We start from the raw sequence: 3,503 nt of genomic DNA, 5'->3' as shown, positions 1-3,503 counted from the left end.
AGGCGGTCGCGGCGGCCACGACGGCTGCGGCTCCGAGGACCTGACGTCTTGGGTACGCACTCATGCACAGCACTCCCTGAAGGGCGGCTCGGCTTTGCATTCATCGGAGGTCTGATGATGCTGTCGCGTGCAGAGTCCGTCAATGGGCCGTGCAGGGAAGGGAGTTGAGGAAGTGGTCGGATGACAGCGGTGACCAGTGCGGGAGTTGACCGACCCCGGAACACACGTGAGCCCGCACCCCTCACGGCGGAGGGATGCGGGCGGACGGTCGGGTCGGCGCCGCGGGGGTCAGTCCACGCTCGGGAGGATGTGCGGTTCGGCGAGGTCGTCCTCGTATCCGGCGAGGCGGATCGGGGCCGAACGGGCCCAGACATCGAGACTGCCGAGCTTCTCCGGCCTGCGGCCGGCCCGCTCGATACGTTCCTTCGGGCGCTGTTCGCGATTCGTCTTCTCTGGTGTCACCGCGCACTCCTTGTGTGTCGGGTAACCCGCTCCGGCGTGACCGGCCCAGCGTCGCGCGGGGCTCTGGACGCCCGATCGGGCTTGGGTAGAGGGCCAGTTCGGGCGCGGTGGCGCCGGTTGTCGCTGGTGGGATCGGCCGTGGTGACCGGCCTCTCCCCGGACGGAACCATGGGTACGGGTGGGACCCACTTGCGGTAACCGTCCGGCTACAGAGTAACCAAATGAGCAAGGGTCCGCTCGATGGGGCCGAAACCCGTACGCCCGGTGAAGGACGTCGGGTGTTCATTCAGCCACGCGGCGCCGACGGGACGCGACCCGTTTTCCCTCCCGCGGCGCCCTGGGGTCATGAGGTCGGGGCGGGGCGGGCGGTGTCGATGCTGCGGCCCGGCTCGTCCGTCGGCGCGGCCGACGGGCGGGACGTGGCGTCCGGTGACCCCGTGGGCAGGGCCGGTGCGGGGACGGGCGGGGCCTGCCCGTCCGGGGCGGGCGGGCCCGACGGGCTGGCGGTCGCGGTGCCCGCCGCCTCGTTCGCTATCGCGTCGAAGTCGACGTCCCCGGTGTTCTCCAGCATGGTGATGTGGTCGAGCACGGTCTGGTTGGCGTCCGTGGCCAGCTCCCGGACAAGTGCGTTACGGGTGGTGTGGCGGACCTGGGCGATCGCCGCGAAGACCTTGCCGTGCGCGTCCCGCAGCAGATTGGCGAACTTCCGCTCGTAGTCCTTGCCGCTCGCCGCCGACAACTGCCTGAGCCAGCCCTGCTGCTGCGGATTGGGCTGACTGGGCAGTGCGATGCCGAGCTTCGCCGCCACGGCACGCACCCGCTGGTCGAGATCGGTGTGCCCGACGACCAGGTGGTCGCCGGCGTCCCTGATCGCCTGCGTCGGGGCCCGCTCCATCGCCTGCTGGCCCGCCGGGATCTCCCACAGCCCGGCGAGCCTGACCCGCACGACGAGGTCGCGGTCACTGGCCGAGAGCGGCCCCCACTGGGTGGCCACGGTGGCGGCGTCCAGATTCGCCTGCCCCGTCCCCGACCGGTCAGCGTACGACCAGATCGGGAACGCCAGGGCGCCCAGGGTGGCGACGAGGGCGGCAAGGATGAGGGTGGTGCCATTGAGGCGGCGCAAGCAGTCCTCCCGGTGACCGAGGCCAACTCGCCGCTGTGGCGAGCTACTTGGTGATACGGGAAGATACGGGTGGGGCGTCCCCCGTGTTCAGCTCCTCGCTCGGATCGCCCTGCCGCGTCACGGTGCGTACGCGCCCGCGCCGGGCCCGCGCGACGAGCACCGCGCCCACGACGCCCGCCACGGCGACGAGCAGCGCCGCGTCCGGTACGTGGTCGCCGACGCCGCGCGCCCACTGCTCGGCGGCGAACGAGTCGTCGACGTCGAGCAGCCCCGGCAGCGCCGTCGTCCCGTCGAAGACCAGGAACAGGGCGCCCAGCGCGAGGAAGAACAGGCCCGAGACGAGGGACGTCGAGTGGGCCTCGAAGGGGCCGATGCGCACGGGCCTGCCGCGCAGCCAGCGCCGGTGTCCCAGGTCGCACCGCTCCCAGAGCAGAGCCAGCAGGAACAGCGGCACGGCCATCCCGAGCGCGTAGACGGCGAGCAGGGCCCCGCCGTAGACCGGGTGCCCGCCGAGCGCCGCGACGGTGAGGACGCTGCCGAGGATGGGGCCCGCGCAGAACCCGGCGAGGCCGTAGACGGCGCCCAGCGCGTACACGGATAGGGCGCTGGTGGGCCGGATCCGGCCGGAGAGCTCGGTCATCCGGCGGGAGGCGAAGCCACGGCCCGCGAGCTGCAGCACGCCGAGCGCGATGATCAGCCAGCCGCCGACGGCGACGAGCAGGTCCCGGTGGCCGTAGAAGAAGCGCCCGGCGTACGAGCCCGCGGCGCCGAGCGGGACCAGGGTCGTGGCGAGGCCGAGGTAGAAGATTCCGGTGCGCGCGACGAGTCGGGTCGGGCTGTCCAGGGAGTACGCGAAGAACGCGGGCAGGAGCAGCGCGCTGCACGGGCTGAGCAGGGCGAGCAGTCCGCCGAGGAACGCCGCGAGGTAGCCGATGTCGCTCACTTGCGTCCCGCCTTCGCCGCCGCCTTCGCGCTCTCGACGGCCTGCTCGAAGGCGGCGGCGGGCTGGGCGCCCGCGATCGGCTGTCCGCCCACGAGGAAGGAGGGGGTGGAAGTGGCGCCCAGCGCGTACGCCTCCTCGCGGTCCTTGGCCACGGCCGCGTGCGCGGCCCTGCCGTCGCGGTCACGGCGGAACCGGTCGAGGTCCTTCACCCCGGCCTCACGGGCGAGGGCGTCGAGGCGATCGGCGCCGAACCCCTTCTCCTTGGCCCCCTCGGCGTACGCCGCCCGGTGGAACTGCCAGAAGCGGCCCTGCTGCCCGGCGGCCCAGGAGGCGGCGGCCGCCGCCTGCGACTCGGCGCCGAAGAGGGGGAAGTTGCGCCACTCGATGCGCAGGGTGCCGTCGGCCACGTACTTCTTGACGAGGCCGGGTTCGGTGTCGCGGGCGAACTTGCCGCAGAACCCGCACTTGAAGTCGGCGTACTCGATCAGGACGACGGGTGCGTCGGCCCGGCCCTGCGCGAGCGGGTCCCCGCCGTCGCGTCGCGCGAGCTCGGCGAGGCGCGTGGTGGTGTCGTCGAGCTGCTGTCCGGCGGCGGTGTCCTGCCCGGCGGCGTCGCCGCGGGGTTCGGGCCTGGTCGCCGTGTACGAGACGGTGCCGAGCAGGGCGGCGGCCACCGCGACGGCGCCGGCGACGAGGAGCGGCCGCCGCTTCGGGACAGCGGTGTTCCGGGGGTTCTTGGACATGACGAAGTGGTCCTTGCGTGGGTTCAGGAGAAGAGGATGACGGCAGCCGGGCAGGGCCCGGGGCGTCATCTACACGCGCAGGACGGACAGTTCGACGGGCGAGGGCGGATCGTGCGGCGGCGGGCCCCGGCCCGCCGGAGTCAGCGGGACGACGTCGCAGAGGACGGCGCTCGAGCCGGACCCGGGCTCGTGCAGGAGCGGGGCGAGCAGTTCGTGCGCGCCGACGCCGCGC

General features: G+C 73.0%; 4 protein-coding genes. All 4 read right to left on the bottom strand.

Annotation, left to right across the window (positions count from 1 at the left end):
* Positions 1-288: 288 nt before the first annotated feature.
* Entirely contained in the window at positions 289-462 is a 174-nt protein-coding gene (locus G3I40_RS46340; RefSeq protein ID WP_343244785.1) for a hypothetical protein, read from the bottom strand.
* 343 nt (positions 463-805) lie between these two features.
* Positions 806-1,585 (bottom strand): DUF4142 domain-containing protein, encoded by a 780-nt coding sequence (locus G3I40_RS00815; RefSeq protein WP_164300200.1) that lies wholly within the window; start codon positions 1,583-1,585, stop codon positions 806-808.
* 43 nt (positions 1,586-1,628) lie between these two features.
* A complete protein-coding gene (locus G3I40_RS00810; protein WP_164300199.1) occupies positions 1,629-2,528 on the bottom strand; it encodes a cytochrome c biogenesis CcdA family protein in 900 nt (299 codons plus the stop codon).
* Entirely contained in the window at positions 2,525-3,271 is a 747-nt protein-coding gene (locus G3I40_RS00805) for a DsbA family protein (protein ID WP_164300198.1), read from the bottom strand. The genes G3I40_RS00810 and G3I40_RS00805 overlap by 4 nt, the downstream gene beginning before the upstream one ends.
* Positions 3,272-3,503 lie beyond the last annotated feature (232 nt).

Origin of the sequence: Streptomyces sp. SID14478 (genome assembly GCF_010548525.1) — a bacterium.
Taxonomy (GTDB): Bacteria; Actinomycetota; Actinomycetes; order Streptomycetales; family Streptomycetaceae; genus Streptomyces.
The sequence above is the reverse complement of the archived record's forward strand: the minus strand, read 5'-3'. Positions and strand labels throughout refer to the sequence as shown.